The following is a 17,956-nucleotide window of genomic DNA, read 5'->3' as shown; positions in this document are numbered from 1 at the left end:
GATCCGCATCGCCCTGCCCGTCGTCGCGGCCGGTGTCGCCACCGCCGTGGCCGGCGCGCTGTTCATGTCGAGCGCACAGGCCGCCGAGACCCCGCCGTCGCCCGCCCACAGCGGCCCGTCGGCCAAGGAACTGCGGCAGCGCCTCACCACCGCCGTCACCGGTGACGACCTGCCCGGACAGACCGCTAAGGCCTCCCTGAGCGCCGGCACCGCCACCACCATCGATCCGAAGATCATCGGTGGCACGACGACGACCGTCACCACCGCGCCCTGGATGACGCAGCTCTGGTACGGCGACGACCGGGGGACCGCCACCACCAGCGACGACATCGGCTTCTTCTGCGGCGGTGCCGTCATCGCGCCGACGAAGATCCTCACCGCGGCGCACTGCGTCAAGGGCTACAACTGGTACGCCCACGGCGCCGTCGTCACCGGCGCCACCCAACTCGCCACCAGCACCGACCTGTACGGCGGGACCGTGACGGGCGTCTGGCGCCAGTGGAACCACCCGTCGTACAACGCGGCGACCATCGACAACGACATCGCCGTCCTCACCCTGGCGAACCCCGTCAGGGCCACGCCGATCCGGATGACGACGGCCGCCGACACGGCGTCGTACAAGGCCGGGACGAACGCCAAGCTCTACGGCTGGGGGCGGACCACCTCCACCACCCAGGACATCTCCACCACGCTGAAGACGGCCACGCTGCCGATCCAGGCCGACACGACCTGCGCGGGCTTCTACGGCGCCGACTTCGTCAAGGGCCACATGGTGTGCGCGGGCACCCCCGCCACCGGTGCCGACGAGGGCACCACCTCCGCCTGCAACGGCGACTCCGGCGGGCCGCTCGTGGTGAACAACCGCATCGTCGGCGTCGTCTCCTGGGGCGTGAAGGACTGCGTGGAGAACGGCGCGTACAGCGTCTTCAGCAAGGTCTCCACGTACGTCGGCGCCGTCTACCCGCGCGTCGACGACACCAACCTCAGCAATGACCACTACGCCGACCTGTGGATGCGCAACGCCGCCGACAAGACCGGCTACGAGCGCGACTCCAAGGGCACCTCGCTCGCCGCGCGCGAGTCCTGGGGCAACTGGAGCGGGGTCAACCTGGTCCTCCAGACCGACCTCGACCGGGACGACTTCCAGGACCTGCTCGTGCGCCGCGCCTCCGACGGCGACGTCTTCTGAAAGCACTACGTGCCCTCCAGCGGCACCTGGGCCACCAAGCTGGTCGGCGACAACTGGAAGACCCGGCTGAGCATCGTCGCCCCCGGTGACGTCACCGGCGACTACCTGCCCGACCTGGTCTCCGTCGACTCCGGCGGCGCCCTGTGGGTCTACCCGGGCAAGGGCAACGGCTCCTTCGCCTCCCGCGTCAAGGCGGGCGTCGGCTGGAACTCGTTCAACGCCGTGCGCGGCCACGGCGACTTCAACGGCGACGGTCTGGCCGACCTGATCGCCCGCAAGAAGACCGGCGGCGCGGTGTACCTGTACAAGGGCCGCGGCAACGGCACCTTCGCGGCGGGCGTCAAGGTCGCCACCTGGAGCAACACCACGTACAACATGCTCGCCACCGTCGGTGACGTCAGCGGGGACGGAAAGGCCGACCTCCTGGCCCGCACCCCCGCCGGCACGCTCTACCTGTACCGGGGCACCGGAAGCAACGGGAGCGCGATCTTCTCCGCCCGGCTCTCGCTCGGAACGACCTTCAAGCAGTACGACATCCTCGGCTGACACCGCGGGCGAGCGGGGCCTCCCCGCTCACCCGGTGACGCCGTGACGCCCTGTGCCCGACCTCCCGCAGGCCGGGCACAGGGCGTCGCGCAACCCCGCGCCGAGTTTCTCCGTCAGACATGGCGGAGGACGATGGTGAGGACGACACAAGACGTGAGGAGCACATGTCCGCCGAGAGCACGCCGGAGCCCGGCATACCGGGGGAGTCCGGCACACCGGACGGGCCCGGCGCCAGTGGCCCGCGGGAGCCGTCCAGCGACCCGCGCCGCAGGTCCCGCGCCCGGCGCAGAGGCCTGCTGATCGCGGCCTGGACCGCGGCGGGGGTCGTCGTCCTCGGCGGCACCGGCCTCGGGTACGTGTACGTCAAGCTCAACGGCAACATCGAGAGCCTCGACATCGACCACGCCCTCGGCACCGACCGGCCCGCGAAGGCCGACAACGGTTCGCAGAACATCCTCGTCCTCGGCTCGGACACCCGCTCCGGCGCCAACAAGAAGCTCGGCGGCGGCGCCGACGACGGCAGCGCCCGCTCCGACACGGCGATGGTCGTCCACGTGTACGAGGGCCACCGGAAGGCCGGTGTGGTCTCCATCCCGCGCGACACCCTCGTCGACCGCCCCGCGTGCACCGACACCGAGGGCGGCACCCACGACGCCGCGACCGGCGTGATGTTCAACTCGGCGTACACCACGGGCGGCGCGGCCTGCGCGGTCAAGACCGTCGAGGCGATCACCGGCATCCGGATGGACCACTACCTGGAGGTCGACTTCTCCGGCTTCGAGAAGCTGATCGACGAGCTGGGCGGGGTCGACATCACCACCACCGAGGACATCGAGGACCCCGAGAGCCACCTGGACCTGAAGGCCGGCACGCACACCCTCGACGGCGAACAGGCCCTCGGCCTGGTCCGCACCCGGCACGGCGTCGGCGACGGCTCCGACCTCGGCCGCATCCAGCTCCAGCAGGCCTTCGTCAAGGCCCTGGTCGGCAAGGTCGAGGACATCGGCCTCCTGTCCGGCGGCACGAAGCTGTACGCCCTCGCCGACACGGCCACCAAGGCCGTCACCACCGACTCCGGCCTCGGCTCCCTGAACTCCCTGATGTCCTTCGCCGGCGGTCTCAAGGGCATCGGCGCGGACGACATGACCATGGTCACGATGCCCGTGCGGTACGACCCCGCGAACCGCAACCGCGTCCTCGTCGAGAAGGCGAAGGCCCAGCAGGTCTGGACGGCCCTGAAGAAGGACCTCCCGATCCCGGAGTCCGCCACCGAGGGCAACGCCGCGGGCGAGGCCGCGGGCGTCGTGTCCTCGCCCTGACCGTCCGGGGTCCTGATCCTCCGGGCCCCTGACCGCCCGGAGTCCTGGCCGTCCGGGGTCCGGCACCGGCCGTGGAACCCGCCGGGAATAGATCGCCCCACCCCCCGGTTTTGGGGGATGCGGCCAGTCCTGGCAGACTGGTACGTCGGCTCCGGTTCACGCTTCCGCATCCCGCGGACGGCGACCCGGCGCCCTCCCGAAACCTAGGAGACACCTTGAAGCGCGACATCCACCCCGAGTACGTCGAGACGCAGGTCAGCTGCACCTGTGGCGCGTCGTTCACCACCCGCAGCACCATCGAGTCCGGTGCCATCCGTGCCGACGTGTGCTCCGAGTGCCACCCGTTCTACACGGGCAAGCAGAAGATCCTCGACACCGGTGGCCGTGTGGCCCGCTTCGAGGCCCGCTTCGGCAAGGCCGCCGGCTCCCAGAAGTAGCGAGCCCCATTTCGCCGGTCCACGGCCGCACCCCCGCCCGGGGCGCGCGCCGGGACCGGCGTTTTTGGTCGCCCGCCTTCCCTTCCGTTCGCAGTACAGGAGCCAGAGATGTTCGAGGCCGTCGAGGAACTCGTCGTAGAACACGCCGACCTGGAGAAGAAGATCGCCGATCCGTCGGTCCACTCCGACCAGGCCAACGCGCGCAAGCTGAACAAGCGCTACGCCGAGCTGACCCCGATCGTCGCCACGTACCGCTCCTGGAAGCAGACCGGCGACGACGTCGAGACCGCGCGCGAGTTCATCGCCGACGATCCGGACTTCGCCGCCGAGGTCAAGGTGCTGGAGAAGCAGCGCGAGGAACTGACGGAGAAGCTGCGGCTGCTGCTCGTCCCGCGCGACCCGAGCGACGACAAGGACGTCCTGCTGGAGATCAAGGCGGGTGCGGGCGGCGACGAGTCCGCGCTGTTCGCCGGCGACCTGCTGCGCATGTACCTGCGCTACGCCGAGCGCGTCGGCTGGAAGACCGAGATCATCGACGCCACCGAGTCCGAGCTGGGCGGCTACAAGGACGTCCAGGTCGCCGTGAAGACCAAGGGCGGCCAGGGCGCCACGGAGCCCGGTCAGGGCGTGTGGGCCCGCCTCAAGTACGAGGGCGGCGTGCACCGCGTCCAGCGCGTCCCGGCGACCGAGTCGCAGGGCCGTATCCACACCTCCGCGGCCGGTGTCCTCGTCACGCCCGAGGCGGAGGAGGTCGACGTCGAGATCAACCCCAACGACCTCCGCATCGACGTCTACCGCTCCTCCGGGCCGGGCGGGCAGTCCGTCAACACCACCGACTCCGCGGTGCGCATCACGCACATCCCCACCGGGGTCGTCGCCTCCTGCCAGAACGAGAAGAGCCAGCTGCAGAACAAGGAGCAGGCGATGCGTATCCTGCGCTCCAGGCTGCTCGCCGCCGCCCAGGAGGAGGCGGAGCGGGAAGCCGCCGACGCCCGCCGCAGCCAGGTCCGCACCGTCGACCGCTCCGAGAAGATCCGCACCTACAACTACCCGGAGAACCGCATCTCCGACCACCGGGTCGGCTTCAAGGCGTACAACCTGGACCAGGTCCTGGACGGCGACCTCGACGCGGTGATCCAGGCCTGCGTCGACGCGGACTCGGCGGCGAAGCTGGCAGCCGCGTAAGGCACGTACGCACGACCGAGGACGACACGGAGGACTTGCGTGCAGCGATCATCTGGGGGACGTACCCCGAGCCCCCGCAGCCTGCTGCTCGCTGAGGTAGCTCAGGCCACCCAGCGGCTGGCCGACGCCGGCGTGCCCTCGCCGCGCAACGACGCGGAGGAGCTCGCCGCGTTCGTGCACGGGGTGAAGCGGGGCGGACTCCACTCCGTGAAGGACTCCGACTTCGACGCCCGGTACTGGGAGGTCATCGCCCGGCGCGAGCAGCGCGAGCCGCTCCAGCACATCACCGGGCGCGCCTACTTCCGGTACCTGGAGCTCCAGGTCGGGCCCGGCGTCTTCGTGCCGCGCCCCGAGACCGAGTCGGTGGTCGGCTGGGCCATAGACGCCGTGCGCGCCATGGACGTGGTCGAGCCGCTGATCGTCGACCTGTGCACCGGCTCCGGCGCCATCGCGCTCGCCCTCGCCCAGGAGGTCCCGCGCTCGCGCGTGCACGCCGTGGAGCTGTCCGAGGACGCCCTGGTGTGGACCCGCAAGAACATGCAGGGGTCCAGGGTCGACCTGCGGCAGGGCAACGCCCTGGACGCCTTCCCCGACCTCGACGGCCAGGTCGACCTGGTGGTCTCCAACCCGCCGTACATCCCCCTCACCGAGTGGGAGTACGTCGCCCCCGAGGCCCGCGACTACGACCCCGAACTGGCCCTGTTCTCCGGCGAGGACGGCCTCGACCTCATCCGGGGCATCGAACGCACCGCGCACCGCCTGCTGCGGCCCGGCGGTGTCGTCGTCATCGAGCACGCCGACACCCAGGGCGGCCAGGTGCCGTGGATCTTCACCGAGGAGCGGGGCTGGGCCGACGCGGCCGATCACCCCGACCTCAACAACCGGCCGCGCTTCGCCACCGCCCGCAAGGCGCTGCCGTGACCTTCCCCCGGACTTCATCCGCTCCATCCGCTTCATCCGAGAGTTATGTGCACGAGGAGGCCCGCTAGACATGGCACGGCGATACGACACCAACGACGCGACCGACCGCGTGACGGGTCTGCGCGAGGCGGCGTCCGCCGTCCGCCGTGGCGAGCTGGTCGTCCTCCCGACCGACACGGTGTACGGCATCGGCGCCGACGCGTTCTCCAAGGAGGCCGTCGGTGACCTGCTGGAGGCCAAGGGCCGGGGCCGCAACATGCCCACGCCCGTCCTCATCGGCTCCCCGAACACGCTGCACGGCCTCGTCACGGACTTCTCCGAGCTGGCCTGGGAGCTGGTCGACGCCTTCTGGCCGGGTGCGCTCACCCTCGTCGCCAAGCACCAGCCGTCCCTGCAGTGGGACCTGGGGGACACCCGTGGCACCGTCGCCGTCCGCATGCCGCTGCACCCGGTCGCCATCGAGCTGCTGACCGAGGTCGGCCCGATGGCGGTCTCCTCCGCCAACCTCACCGGCCACCCGGCGCCGGAGAACTGCGACTACGCCCAGGAGATGCTCGGCGACTCCGTCTCCGTCTACCTGGACGGCGGCCCCACCCCCGGCAACGTCCCGTCGTCGATCGTCGACGTCAGCCGCGAGGTGCCGCTGCTGCTGCGGGCCGGCGCCATCTCGGAGGACGAGCTGCGCAAGGTGGTACCCGACCTCGAGGTGGCGAATTGACAGCCCCTGACGCGGGGCGTGGCATAGGCAACGGGGAGCGTGCCGCGGAACAGACGACGACGTTCGGGTTCCCGCGCGACACCTTCCGCATCCTCCACGTCAGCACCGGCAACGTCTGCCGCTCGCCGATCACCGAGCGGCTGACCCGGCATTTCGTGTCCCAGCGGCTCGGGGTGCTCGGCGGCGGGCTGATCGTGGAGAGCGCGGGCACCTGGGGCCACGAGGGCGCGCCGATGGAGGCCAACGCGGAGACCGTGCTGGCCGACTTCGGCGCGGACGCCTCCGGCTTCACCGGCCGCGAGCTGCTCGACGAGCACGTCATCATGGCCGACCTGGTGCTGACCGCCACCCGGGACCACCGCGCCCAGGTCATCTCCATGGGCCACTCGGCGGGCCTGCGCACCTTCACGCTGAAGGAGTTCACCCGCCTGGTCGACGCGATCGACCCGGTCACCCTCCCCCCGCTGGAGGAAGGCGTGGTGATGCGGGCCCGTGCCCTGGTCCGCGCCGCCGCCGCGCTCCGCGGCTGGCTGCTGGCCCCCACGGCGGAGGCCGACGAGGTGTACGACCCGTACGGCGCACCCCTGCCCTTCTTCCGCTCGATCGGCGACGAGATACACCAGGCGCTGGATCCGGTGGTGACGGCGCTGACGGGAGTCCCGGCGCGGGCCTGAGACGCGCACGACCCGCGGGGTGACGCGCGCGGTGCGCGAGGCGCCGGGAAGCGGGCGGCCGGGGCGGCGGCGGCCTACATTGGACGTACGTCACCGTCGACGCCCCGGAGTCCACCATGCCGGTCACCCCTGCCATCGAGGCCGACGTCCTGCACCGGCAGGACCCCGCGCTCGCCGAGATCCTGCTCGGGGAGCGCGAGCGGCAGGCGTCGTCGCTGCAGCTGATCGCCGCCGAGAACTTCACCTCGCCCGCCGTGCTGGCCGCCCTCGGCTCGTCGCTGGCCAACAAGTACGCCGAGGGCTACCCGGGCGCCCGTCACCACGGCGGCTGCGAGATCGTGGACATGGCCGAACGCCTCGCCGTGGAACGGGCCAAGGCGCTGTTCGGGGCCGATCACGTCAACGTCCAGTCGCACTCCGGCTCCTCGGCCGTCCTCGCGGCCTACGCCGCCCTCCTGCGCCCCGGTGACACCGTCCTGGCCCTCGGCCTGGCCCACGGCGGCCACCTCACGCACGGCTCGCCGGCGAACTTCTCCGGCCGCTGGTTCGACTTCGTGCCCTACGGCGTGGACGCGGAGACCGGGCTCATCGACCACGAGCAGGTCCGCGCGCTGGCCCGCAGCCACCGCCCCAAGGCGATCGTCTGCGGCTCCATCGCCTACCCCCGGCACATCGACCACGCCTTCTTCCGCGAGGTGGCCGACGGGGTCGGCGCCTATCTCATCGCCGACGCCGCCCATCCCATCGGCCTGGTCGCCGGGGGAGCGGCCCCGAACCCGGTGCCGTACGCCGACATCGTGTGCGCCACCACGCACAAGGTGCTGCGCGGACCGCGCGGCGGCATGATCCTGTGCGGCGCCGAGCTGGCGGAGCGGGTGGACCGGGCCGTGTTCCCGTTCACGCAGGGCGGCGCGCAGATGCACACCATCGCCGCGAAGGCGGTCGCGTTCGGCGAGGCGGCGACGCCGGCGTTCGCCCGGTACGCCCATCAGGTGGTCGCCAACGCCAGGGTGCTGGCGGCCCGCCTGGAGGCGGAGGGGATGGCCGTCACCACCGGCGGCACGGACACCCACCTCATCACCGCCGACCCGGCGCCCCTCGGCGTCGACGGACGCGCCGCCCGCGGCCGGCTCGCGGCGGCCGGGATGGTCCTGGACTGCTGCGCCCTGCCCCATGCCGACCTGCGCGGCCTGCGTCTGGGCACGGCCGCGGTGACCACGCAGGGCATGGGGGAGACGGAGATGGCGCGGATCGCCAAGCTGATGGCGGGCGTGCTGCGGGGCGAGGCGGAGGGCAGGCGGGTACGGGAGGAAGTGCGGGAACTGACCGCGGGATTTCCGCCCTATCCCGGCTGAAGCGGGGTACGCGCCGACCCGTGCACAGCCGCACGTGCAACCATCGTCGCTACCCGGAAGTCCCCAACCATATGCGTGCATCGCTAGGGTGTGGGGCTGAGATGGCCAGCGAGACCTGTGGGGAAGCCTGTGCGTGAATACCTGCTGACGCTCTGCGTGACGGCCGCGGTGACGTATCTGCTGACAGGGCCGGTACGGAAGTTCGCGATCGTCGCGGGGGCGATGCCGGAGATCCGGGCCCGTGACGTGCACCGGGAACCCACTCCGCGCCTCGGCGGGATCGCCATGTTCTTCGGCCTGTGCGCGGGACTGCTGGTCGCCGACCACCTGACCAACCTCAACCAGGTCTTCGAGAAGTCGAACGAGCCGCGCGCCCTGCTCTCGGGCGCGGCGCTGATCTGGCTGATCGGCGTGCTGGACGACAAGTTCGAGATCGACGCCCTGATCAAGCTGGGCGGCCAGATGATCGCCGCCGGTGTGATGGTCATGCAGGGTCTGACCATCCTGTGGCTGCCGGTCCCCGGCGTGGGCACGGTCGCGCTGACCCCGTGGCAGGGGACCCTGCTGACGGTCGCGCTGGTCGTCATCACCATCAACGCGGTCAACTTCGTCGACGGCCTGGACGGCCTCGCCGCCGGCATGGTGTGCATCGCCTCCGCCGCGTTCTTCATGTACGCCTACCGCATCTGGTACTCGTACGGCATCGAGGCCGCGGCCCCCGCCACCCTGTTCGCGGCGATCCTGATGGGCATGTGCCTGGGCTTCCTGCCGCACAACATGCACCCCGCGCGCATCTTCATGGGCGACTCCGGTTCGATGCTGATCGGGCTGGTGCTGGCGGCGGGCGCGATCTCCATCACGGGCCAGGTCGACCCGGACGTGATGAACCTGTTCTCCGGTTCGGAGCGCGCCACGGTCCACCAGACGGTCCCCGTCTACATCCCGCTGCTGCTGCCGCTGACCATCATCGCGATCCCGGCCGCCGACCTGATCCTGGCGATCGTGCGCCGCACCTGGCGCGGCCAGTCGCCGTTCGCCGCGGACCGCGGGCACCTGCACCACCGGCTGCTGGAGATCGGCCACTCGCACAGCCGCGCGGTGCTGATCATGTACTTCTGGTCGGCGCTGATCGCCTTCGGCGCCCTGACCTACTCGGTCAACTCCGCGTCCATGTGGATCGTTCTCGGTGTCGTGATCCTCAGCGCGATCGGCCTGGGCCTGCTCCTGCTGCCGCGTTTCACGCCGCGCGCCCCGCGCTGGGCCGAGTCCTTCGTGCCGCCCCGCTACCGGCGCCGCAAGGTCCTGCCGGAGTCGGCGCAGGTCCTGGCGGCGGAGGCCGAGGGACAGCCGGCGGGCGGCGACGAGGGCGAGGAGCAGACGCACCGCACCCCGGTGGCGGTGGGCGTCTCCGGGGCCAACGGGGCGACCGCGGTCGGGCCCCGCTCGCGTGCGGCAAGGTAAGAATCTGACTAGAGCATTGCCAAGTCGTGGGGAAACCGCGGGTGGGCAAAGATGCCCAATACCAGACAAGTGGTCGCGGTTCCTGCACAGACGCGCAGTCTCACTCTCATGTGTGACACCGAGCACACCATCCAGGTAAAGACCTCATCAAATAGTTTGTGATACGGTTCACGAGAACCCCGGATGGAACCGAAGGACCGTGTGCCACGGCCCCTCGGTCGCGAGGTCGGCGTGCGGTCCTTCGCCCCTCGGACGGGGACTACGCTCGTCCATGACGACACCCTGCCCCCCTTTGAAAGCGGAGTTGCCGCCATGCCGTCCAACGACGTCCGGATCCTGATCCAGGCTGCCGTGCCCACGGCCGCCGTCGGCGCGGTTGCCGCCGTCGTCAGCGGCGTGGTCGCGGGTGGCAAGGGTGCGATCGGGGCCGGCGTCGCCGCGGTGGTGGTCATCCTCTTCATGGGGATCGGTCTCTACGTGCTCCAGCGCACTGCCAAATCGCTTCCGCACCTGTTCCAGGCCATGGGGCTGATGCTCTACGCGGCGCAGATCCTGCTGCTGTTCATCTTCATGGCCGCGTTCAAGAACACGACGTTGTTCAACCCCAGGGCGTTCGCGGTCTCCCTGCTCGTGTGCACGCTGGCCTGGATCGCCGCTCAGGCGCGGGCTCACATGAAGTCCAAGATCCTCTATGTCGAACCCGAACCGAGCGCTTCCGTCAAGGGCGAGCAGTCCCACAAATCGGGGCACTCGTCGTGAGAGGTAGGCCCGGGATAAAGGCGCCTGAGAGATCCTGCTATCGTCCGGTGCCAACTGCGGCATCGCGGGCGCGGGCATTCGAGCTGACGCCTGCTCAATCGCGAGGCGAGATGCCCCCAAGCCGCCCCCACATCCGTAACACCAGTCCCGTGCCGAACTGCGGCTCCGCGCCGCGCCGACACAACGAGGTTGCCGTACCTATGCGCCACGCTGAAGGAGCCCGCGGTGAGTGCTGACCCGACGCAGGTGCTCGCCTTCGAGACCGACTGCCACATCTTCGACGGCTGTGGCTTCCCGGCCCCCGGCCTGCACTCGTTCCTGTTCGAGCCCTTGCTGGGCCACCAGGACGACGCCGTCTACTTCAACAAGACGATGCTGCTGGCGCTGCTCGGCTCGATCGTCGTCATCGGCTTCTTCTGGGCCGCCTTCCGCAAGCCGAAGGTGGTCCCGGGCAAGCTCCAGATGGTGGCCGAGGCCGGCTACGACTTCATCCGTCGCGGTGTCGTCTACGAGACCATCGGCAAGAAGGAAGGCGAGAAGTACGTTCCGCTCGTCGTCTCCCTGTTCTTCTTCATCTGGATGATGAACCTCTGGTCGATCGTTCCGCTCGCCCAGTTCCCGGTCACGTCGATCATCTCGTACCCCCTGGTACTCGCACTGATCGTCTACGTCCTGTGGGTGTCGCTGACCTTCAAGCGTCACGGGTTCGTCGGTGCCTTCAAGAACTTCACCGGATACGACAAGTCGCTGGGCGCGGTGCTGCCGCTGTCGATGACGATCGAGTTCTTCTCGAACCTGCTCGTCCGGCCGTTCACCCACGCCGTGCGACTCTTCGCGAACATGTTCGCGGGCCACACGCTGCTGCTGCTCTTCACGATCGCCAGCTGGTACCTGCTGAACGGCATCGGCATCGCCTACGCCGGCGTCTCGTTCATCATGGTCATCGTCATGACGGCCTTCGAGCTCTTCGTCCAGGCCCTTCAGGCGTACGTCTTCGTGCTCCTGACCTGCAGCTTCATTCAGGGCGCGCTCGCCGAGCACCACTGAGCACCGCCACCTCCCAACCCCCAGACGTCCGATGGTCAACCTCCCCATCGGTCCTTGAAAGAGAAGGAAGAACTGGCATGTCCCAGACTATCGCCGCTGTCACCGGTGACCTCAAGGCGCTCGGCTCCATCGGCTACGGTCTCGCCGCCATCGGCCCCGGCGTCGGCGTCGGCATCATCTTCGGTAACGGCACCCAGGCGCTGGCCCGTCAGCCCGAGGCCGCCGGTCTGATCCGCGCCAACCAGATCCTCGGCTTCGCCTTCTGTGAGGCGCTCGCCCTGATCGGTCTGGTTATGCCGTTCGTCTACGGCTCCTGATCACTCAGGTTGACGACCAGCAACCCAGACGAAAGGCAACGACATGAGCCAGCTGCTCATTCTGGCGGCTGAGGGGGAGACGGAAAACCCCCTCGTCCCGCCGATCCCCGAGCTTGTCATCGGCCTCATCGCCTTCGTCATCGTCTTCGGCTTCCTTGCCTGGAAGCTCCTTCCGAACATCAACAAGGTTCTGGAAGAGCGCCGCGAGGCCATCGAGGGCGGTATCGAGAAGGCCGAGGCCGCGCAGACCGAGGCAAAGAGCGTTCTTGAGCAGTACAAGGCTCAGCTCGCCGAGGCCCGGCACGAGGCCGCGCGTCTGCGCCAGGAGGCGCAGGAGCAGGGCGCGACCCTCATCGCGGAGATGCGCGCCGAGGGCCAGCGTCAGCGCGAGGAGATCGTCGCCGCCGGTCACACGCAGATCGAGGCCGACCGCAAGGCCGCCGCGTCCGCGCTGCGCCAGGACGTCGGCAAGCTCGCCACCGAACTGGCCGGCAAGCTCGTCGGCGAGTCCCTCGAGGACCACGCCCGCCAGAGCCGCGTCATCGACCGCTTCCTCGACGAGCTCGAGGAGAAGGCCGAGGCGTCGCGATGAACGGAGCGAGCCGCGAGGCCCTGGCAGCCGCACGCGAGCGTCTCGACGCGCTGACGGACAACACGTCCGTGGACGCGGCGCGGCTCGCCGCCGAGCTGGCGGCCGTCACCGCGCTGCTCGACCGCGAGGTGTCGCTGCGTCGGGTCCTGACCGACCCGGCGCAGTCCGGCGAGGCCAAGGCCGAGCTGGCCCATCGCCTGCTCGGCACCCAGATCAGCGGCACCGCCGCCGACCTGGTCGCCGGCCTGGTGCGGTCCCGCTGGTCGCAGTCGCGCGACCTGGTGGACGCGCTGGAGCAGCTGGCGGACGTCGCGGACCTCACCGCCGCGCAGCGGGCCGGCACGCTCGACGACGTCGAGGACGAGCTGTTCCGCTTCGGGCGGATCGTCACCTCGAACGTGGAGCTGCGCGCCGCACTGACCGACCGGAAGGCCACCGCGTCGGCCAAGGGCGAGCTGCTGCGCAGCCTGCTCGGCGGTCGTGCGGACGCGGCCACCGAGCGTCTGGTGACGCGCCTTGTAACCGCGCCGCGAGGCCGTAGCCTGGAAGCGGGACTCGAGTCCCTGTCCAAGCTCGCCGCCGCGCGCCGGGACCGCATGGTGGCCGTCGTCACCTCGGCGGTACCGCTGAGCGACCTGCAGAGGCAGCGCCTGGGTGCCGCCCTCGCGAAGCTCTACGGCCGCACGATGCACCTCAACCTCGACGTGGACCCCGAGGTCCTCGGCGGGATCCGGGTGCAGGTCGGTGACGAGGTGATCAACGGCTCGCTCGCGGACCGTATCGAGGACGCCGCCCGCCGCATGGCGAGCTAGCAGCAACTCAACACGTAGCAGTACTTACGGCCCTGGTTGGGCCGTGCAGAGGATGCAAAGTTTCTGGGGGAGTCCCCAGATCCCCCAAAGAAACTTCGGGCCCAACAAGGAGAGCAGGGAACCCAGATGGCGGAGCTCACGATCCGGCCGGAGGAGATCCGGGACGCACTGGAGAACTTCGTCCAGTCGTACAAGCCGGACGCGGCCTCGCGCGAGGAGGTCGGTACGGTCAGCCTTGCCGGCGACGGCATCGCGAAGGTCGAGGGCCTCCCCTCGGCCATGGCCAACGAACTGCTGAAGTTCGAGGACGGCACCCTCGGTCTCGCCCTCAACCTCGAGGAGCGCGAGATCGGCTGCGTCGTCCTCGGTGAGTTCAGCGGCATCGAGGAGGGTCAGCCGGTCACGCGTACCGGTGAGGTCCTCTCGGTCGCGGTGGGCGAGGGCTACCTCGGCCGCGTCGTCGACCCGCTCGGCAACCCGATCGACGGCCTCGGCGAGATCGAGACGTCCGGGCGTCGTGCCCTGGAGCTGCAGGCTCCGGGCGTCATGGCCCGCAAGTCGGTGCACGAGCCGATGGAGACCGGCTACAAGGCCGTCGACGCGATGACCCCGATCGGCCGTGGTCAGCGTCAGCTGATCATCGGTGACCGTCAGACCGGCAAGACCGCCCTGGCCGTCGACACGATCATCAACCAGCGCGACAACTGGCGCTCCGGCGACGTGAACAAGCAGGTGCGCTGCATCTACGTCGCCATCGGCCAGAAGGGCTCGACCATCGCGTCGGTCCGCCGCGCGCTGGAGGAGAACGGCGCGCTGGAGTACACGACCATCGTCGCCGCCCCGGCGTCCGACCCGGCCGGCTTCAAGTACCTGGCGCCGTACACCGGTTCGGCCATCGGTCAGCAGTGGATGTACGAGGGCAAGCACGTCCTCATCATCTTCGACGACCTGTCGAAGCAGGCCGACGCCTACCGCGCCGTGTCGCTGCTGCTGCGCCGCCCGCCGGGCCGCGAGGCCTACCCGGGCGACGTCTTCTACCTGCACTCCCGTCTGCTGGAGCGCTGCGCGAAGCTCTCGGACGAGCTGGGTGCCGGTTCGATGACCGGTCTGCCGATCGTCGAGACGAAGGCCAACGACGTCTCGGCGTTCATCCCGACCAACGTCATCTCCATCACCGACGGCCAGTGCTTCCTGGAGTCGGACCTGTTCAACGCCGGTCAGCGCCCCGCGCTGAACGTCGGTATCTCCGTCTCCCGAGTCGGTGGTTCCGCGCAGCACAAGGCGATGAAGCAGGTCTCCGGCCGTCTCCGCGTCGACCTGGCCCAGTTCCGTGAGCTGGAGGCGTTCGCCGCCTTCGGTTCCGACCTGGACTCCGCGTCGAAGGCGCAGCTGGAGCGCGGTCAGCGCATGGTCGAGCTGCTCAAGCAGGCTCAGTACCAGCCGATGTCCACCGAGGACCAGGTCGTCTCCGTCTGGGCCGGCACCACCGGCAAGATGGACGACGTTCCGGTCGCCGACATCCGCCGCTTCGAGAAGGAGCTGCTGGAGTACCTGCACCGCAAGGAGCAGGGCCTCATGACCTCCATCCGCGAGGGCGGCAAGCTGTCCGACGACACCCTGACCGCCATCGCGGACGCCATCACCGAGTTCAAGAAGCAGTTCGAGACCTCGGACGGCAAGCTGCTCGGCGAGGACGCCCCGTCCGCCGCCAAGTGACGTAGGAAGGGACCTGACTCATGGGAGCCCAGCTCCGGGTCTACAAGCGTCGCATCCGATCCGTCACCGCGACCAAGAAGATCACCAAGGCGATGGAGATGATCGCCGCCTCGCGCGTCGTCAAGGCGCAGCGCAAGGTGGCGGCCTCCACGCCGTACGCGACCGAGCTGACGCGCGCGGTCACGGCGGTCGGGACCGGCTCGAACACGAAGCACCCGCTGACCACGCAGGCCGACACGGTCGTGCGGTCCGCGGTGCTGCTCCTGACGAGCGACCGCGGTCTCGCGGGCGCCTTCAACTCCAACGCCATCAAGGCCGCGGAGCAGCTGACGGCGCGCCTCGAGTCCGAGGGCAAGCAGGTCGAGACGTACATCGTCGGCCGGCGCGGTCTCGCCCACTACAACTTCCGTGAGCGCAAGGTCGCGGAGTCGTGGACGGGCTTCACCGACGAGCCGACGTACGCGGACGCCAAGAAGGTCGCGGCCCCCCTGATCGAGGCCATCGAGAAGGAGACGGCGGACGGCGGTGTGGACGAGATCCACATCGTGTTCACCGAGTTCGTGTCGATGATGACGCAGACGGCGCTCGGCGACCGTCTGCTGCCGCTCAGCCTCGACGAGGTGGCCCAGGAGTCGAAGGCGAAGGACGAGATCCTTCCGCTGTACGACTTCGAGCCGTCGGCGGAGGACGTCCTCGACGCCCTGCTGCCGCGCTATGTGGAGAGCCGCGTGTACAACGCGCTGCTCCAGTCGGCCGCCTCCAAGCACGCCGCCACGCGGCGTGCGATGAAGTCGGCCACCGACAACGCCGGAGAGCTGATCGAGACGCTCTCCCGACTTGCCAACGCGGCCCGCCAGGCCGAAATCACCCAGGAAATCAGCGAGATCGTCGGTGGCTCCAGCGCCCTCGCCGACGCGACCGCGGGGAGTGACCGCTAATGACCACCACTGTTGAGACCGCGACGGCCACGGGCCGCGTCGCCCGGGTCATCGGCCCGGTCGTCGACGTGGAGTTCCCCGTCGACGCGATGCCGGAGATCTACAACGCCCTCCACGTCGAGATCGCCGACCCGGCGAAGGCGGGCGAGAAGAAGACCCTGACCCTGGAGGTCGCCCAGCACCTGGGTGACGGCCTGGTCCGCACCATCTCCATGCAGCCGACCGACGGCCTGGTCCGTCAGGCCGTCGTCACCGACACCGGCACGGGCATCACCGTTCCGGTCGGCGACTTCACCAAGGGCAAGGTGTTCAACACCCTCGGTGAGGTGCTGAACGTCGACGAGCAGTACTCGGGCGAGCGCTGGTCCATCCACCGCAAGGCCCCCAACTTCGACGAGCTCGAGTCGAAGACCGAGATGTTCGAGACCGGCGTCAAGGTCATCGACCTCCTCACCCCGTACGTCAAGGGTGGAAAGATCGGTCTGTTCGGTGGTGCCGGCGTCGGCAAGACGGTGCTCATCCAGGAGATGATCTACCGCGTCGCCAACAACCACGACGGTGTCTCCGTGTTCGCCGGCGTCGGCGAGCGCACCCGTGAGGGCAACGACCTCATCGAGGAGATGTCGGACTCGGGCGTCATCGACAAGACCGCCCTGGTCTTCGGTCAGATGGACGAGCCCCCGGGCACCCGTCTGCGCGTGGCCCTCGCGGGTCTGACCATGGCGGAGTACTTCCGCGATGTGCAGAAGCAGGACGTGCTGTTCTTCATCGACAACATCTTCCGCTTCACCCAGGCCGGCTCCGAGGTGTCGACCCTGCTCGGCCGTATGCCCTCCGCGGTGGGCTACCAGCCGAACCTGGCCGACGAGATGGGTCTCCTCCAGGAGCGCATCACCTCGACCCGCGGTCACTCGATCACCTCCATGCAGGCGATCTACGTCCCCGCGGACGACCTGACCGACCCGGCCCCGGCCACCACCTTCGCCCACCTCGACGCGACGACGGTTCTGTCCCGTCCGATCTCCGAGAAGGGCATCTACCCGGCCGTGGACCCGCTGGACTCCACGTCCCGCATCCTGGACCCGCGGTACATCGCGCAGGACCACTACGACTGCGCCATGCGCGTCAAGACGATCCTGCAGAAGTACAAGGACCTCCAGGACATCATCGCGATCCTCGGTATCGACGAGCTGGGCGAAGAGGACAAGCTTGTCGTCCACCGCGCCCGTCGCGTGGAGCGCTTCCTGTCCCAGAACACCCACGTCGCCAAGCAGTTCACCGGCGTCGACGGGTCGGACGTGCCGCTGGAGGAGTCCATCAGGGCCTTCAACGCGATCTGCGACGGCGAGTACGACCACTTCCCGGAGCAGGCGTTCTTCATGTGCGGTGGTCTCGAGGACCTCAAGAAGAACGCGAAGGAGCTCGGCGTCTCCTGACCTGGGGAGCCGCTCAGTCCTGAGCTGTGAGTTCGTGTGAGGGGGCGGGGGCGCCCCGCCCCCTCTTCCACGCCTATTAGACTTGTAACCAACACCCGGCAGACCCGCCGGGTGGTGACCCGAGGAGCCACCTTGGCTGCTGAGCTGCATGTCGCGCTGGTCGCGGCCGACCGAGAGGTCTGGTCCGGCGAGGCCACCCTGGTCGTCGCGCGCACCACGTCCGGCGACATCGGCGTCATGCCCGGTCACCAGCCGCTGCTCGGTGTGCTGGAGTCGGGCCCGGTGACCATCCGTACGAGTGAGGGCGGAACGGTCGTCGCCGCGGTGCACGGCGGTTTCATCTCGTTCGCGGACAACAAGCTGTCCCTGCTGGCCGAGATCGCCGAGCTGTCGGAGGAGATCGACGTCCAGCGCGCGGAGCGGGCGCTCGAGCGCGCGCAGGCGGAGGCCGACGCCGCCGCCCAGCGCCGGGCCGACGTACGACTGCGTGCGGCGGCGGTCCACTGACCCGGCTCGCCGTGTGACGACGTCACT

The 17,956-nt window shown here is 69.4% G+C and carries 17 protein-coding genes and 1 pseudogene; all 18 read left to right on the top strand.

Features of this window, described 5'->3' with window-relative positions; genetic code table 11:
- Position 1 precedes the first annotated feature (1 nt).
- The 18 genes and pseudogenes from AB0N31_RS05755 (at position 2) to AB0N31_RS05670 (ending at position 17,929) form a co-directional block, all read left to right on the top strand.
- Positions 2-1,735 (top strand): annotated as a pseudogene (locus AB0N31_RS05755) (trypsin-like serine protease).
- Between the two features lie 164 nt (positions 1,736-1,899).
- Complete coding sequence (locus AB0N31_RS05750; protein WP_366057093.1) at positions 1,900-3,054, top strand: LCP family protein; 1,155 nt, start codon at positions 1,900-1,902, stop codon at positions 3,052-3,054.
- A gap of 215 nt (positions 3,055-3,269) precedes the next feature.
- Complete coding sequence (gene rpmE, locus AB0N31_RS05745; protein WP_356567605.1) at positions 3,270-3,491, top strand: 50S ribosomal protein L31; 222 nt, start codon at positions 3,270-3,272, stop codon at positions 3,489-3,491.
- Positions 3,492-3,599: 108 nt separating this feature from the next.
- On the top strand, positions 3,600-4,676 hold the full coding sequence (prfA, locus tag AB0N31_RS05740; protein WP_366057092.1) for a peptide chain release factor 1: 1,077 nt from the start codon (positions 3,600-3,602) through the stop codon (positions 4,674-4,676).
- Positions 4,677-4,757: 81 nt separating this feature from the next.
- Positions 4,758-5,597, top strand: coding sequence for a peptide chain release factor N(5)-glutamine methyltransferase (prmC, locus tag AB0N31_RS05735; RefSeq protein WP_366057225.1), 840 nt, complete (start codon positions 4,758-4,760; stop codon positions 5,595-5,597).
- 70 nt (positions 5,598-5,667) lie between these two features.
- Positions 5,668-6,315, top strand: a complete 648-nt coding sequence (locus AB0N31_RS05730; RefSeq protein WP_363090955.1) for an L-threonylcarbamoyladenylate synthase — start codon at positions 5,668-5,670, stop codon at positions 6,313-6,315.
- Positions 6,312-6,989 (top strand): protein-tyrosine-phosphatase, encoded by a 678-nt coding sequence (locus AB0N31_RS05725; protein ID WP_366057091.1) that lies wholly within the window; start codon positions 6,312-6,314, stop codon positions 6,987-6,989. Before AB0N31_RS05730 ends, AB0N31_RS05725 begins: the two co-directional genes overlap by 4 nt.
- Positions 6,990-7,105: 116 nt before the next feature.
- A complete protein-coding gene (gene glyA / locus AB0N31_RS05720; protein ID WP_366057090.1) occupies positions 7,106-8,344 on the top strand; it encodes a serine hydroxymethyltransferase in 1,239 nt (412 codons plus the stop codon).
- 129 nt (positions 8,345-8,473) lie between these two features.
- A complete protein-coding gene (locus AB0N31_RS05715) occupies positions 8,474-9,805 on the top strand; it encodes an MraY family glycosyltransferase (RefSeq protein WP_366057089.1) in 1,332 nt (443 codons plus the stop codon).
- A gap of 312 nt (positions 9,806-10,117) precedes the next feature.
- Positions 10,118-10,564 carry a hypothetical protein gene (locus AB0N31_RS05710; RefSeq protein ID WP_366057088.1) on the top strand — a complete coding sequence of 149 codons (447 nt, stop codon included), beginning with the start codon at positions 10,118-10,120 and terminating at the stop codon, positions 10,562-10,564.
- Positions 10,565-10,774: 210 nt separating this feature from the next.
- Positions 10,775-11,611: a F0F1 ATP synthase subunit A gene (gene atpB / locus AB0N31_RS05705; RefSeq protein WP_366057223.1), complete on the top strand. Its 837-nt coding sequence runs from the start codon at positions 10,775-10,777 to the stop codon at positions 11,609-11,611.
- A gap of 77 nt (positions 11,612-11,688) precedes the next feature.
- Positions 11,689-11,928, top strand: a complete 240-nt coding sequence (locus AB0N31_RS05700; RefSeq protein ID WP_366057087.1) for a F0F1 ATP synthase subunit C — start codon at positions 11,689-11,691, stop codon at positions 11,926-11,928.
- Positions 11,929-11,971: 43 nt separating this feature from the next.
- Complete coding sequence (locus AB0N31_RS05695) at positions 11,972-12,520, top strand: F0F1 ATP synthase subunit B (protein WP_366057086.1); 549 nt, start codon at positions 11,972-11,974, stop codon at positions 12,518-12,520.
- Positions 12,517-13,332 (top strand): F0F1 ATP synthase subunit delta, encoded by an 816-nt coding sequence (locus tag AB0N31_RS05690; RefSeq protein WP_366057085.1) that lies wholly within the window; start codon positions 12,517-12,519, stop codon positions 13,330-13,332. Before AB0N31_RS05695 ends, AB0N31_RS05690 begins: the two co-directional genes overlap by 4 nt.
- Positions 13,333-13,458: 126 nt before the next feature.
- Positions 13,459-15,048, top strand: a complete 1,590-nt coding sequence (gene atpA, locus AB0N31_RS05685) for a F0F1 ATP synthase subunit alpha (RefSeq protein ID WP_366057084.1) — start codon at positions 13,459-13,461, stop codon at positions 15,046-15,048.
- A gap of 20 nt (positions 15,049-15,068) precedes the next feature.
- Positions 15,069-15,986 (top strand): F0F1 ATP synthase subunit gamma, encoded by a 918-nt coding sequence (locus tag AB0N31_RS05680; RefSeq protein ID WP_366057083.1) that lies wholly within the window; start codon positions 15,069-15,071, stop codon positions 15,984-15,986.
- The gene (atpD, locus tag AB0N31_RS05675) at positions 15,986-17,422 is read left to right on the top strand and encodes a F0F1 ATP synthase subunit beta (RefSeq protein ID WP_366057082.1); all 1,437 of its coding nucleotides are present in this window, start codon (positions 15,986-15,988) and stop codon (positions 17,420-17,422) included. Before AB0N31_RS05680 ends, atpD begins: the two co-directional genes overlap by 1 nt.
- A 132-nt stretch (positions 17,423-17,554) precedes the next feature.
- Complete coding sequence (locus tag AB0N31_RS05670) at positions 17,555-17,929, top strand: F0F1 ATP synthase subunit epsilon (RefSeq protein WP_363090945.1); 375 nt, start codon at positions 17,555-17,557, stop codon at positions 17,927-17,929.
- Positions 17,930-17,956: the final 27 nt, after the last annotated feature.

The organism is Streptomyces sp. NPDC051051, from assembly GCF_040682975.1.
In the GTDB taxonomy this organism is placed as follows: Bacteria; Actinomycetota; Actinomycetes; order Streptomycetales; family Streptomycetaceae; genus Streptomyces.
Note: the sequence above shows the minus strand (reverse complement) of the source record. Positions and strands in the feature narration are given on the sequence as shown.